Raw genomic sequence first — 761 nt, 5'->3', positions numbered from 1 at the left:
CAGATATGATCTTACTATTCGACGCCCTCTATTTTAGGAGAACTTAGTTTTGTCAGCTCAGCGATTAGTTAAAGTACTAGCGCCAATTGTAGTGTTGTTGCTATGCCTTTTGTTGGCCTATCAGATAAGTCAGTCGCAACCACCCGCGAGCAAGGGGCGTCCTTCAAAGGCAAATCCTTTATTGGTCGAAGTGGATAAAATAGCGCCTCGGGACTTTCAGGTCACGGTAGAGTCCTATGGTGTTCTGAAGGCTAATACCCGGACGAATCTGTTGTCCCTGGTCTCGGGACAGGTTTTAAAGGTCAGCCCTGCTTTTCAGCGGGGTGCTTTTGTCCAAGAGGGTCAAGTCCTGTTGGTGATCGATCCGCTTGAATATGAGGTGAGCTTGCAAACTGCGCGTAGTGATTTGGCTAATGCGGAGTTAGCTCTGGCGGAGGAGGAAGCGCGTTCCGAGCAAGCACTTCGGGATTGGCGTACCCAAGAAAAAATCAATAGTACACCGGCGCGTGATTATGCGCTGCGTTATCCTCAGCTAAAAGCGGCCAAGGCTAAGTTGGAGACGGCTAAAGCCAAGCTATCCTTGGCGAAGAAAAACTTGGAAAGAACTAAAGTTCGAGCACCCTATGATGGTCGTTTGATAGAAACCTTCGTCAATAAAGGCAGTGTCATCAGTACTTCCACGCCCGTGGCAGAGCTTTATTCTAGTGAGTCTTTGGAGCTTAGCTTACCCATAGCTAGTAGGGATCTCGCATTTCTGGACT

General features: G+C 48.5%; 1 protein-coding gene. It reads left to right on the top strand.

What is annotated here, in order from left to right:
- Positions 1–49: 49 nt before the first annotated feature.
- Positions 50–761, top strand: a 712-nt coding sequence (locus A3761_RS04570; protein WP_156491594.1) for an efflux RND transporter periplasmic adaptor subunit, incomplete at its 3' end; no start/stop codon positions are given.

It is taken from the genome of Oleiphilus sp. HI0123, assembly GCF_001635315.1.
Note: the sequence above shows the minus strand (reverse complement) of the source record. Positions and strands in the feature narration are given on the sequence as shown.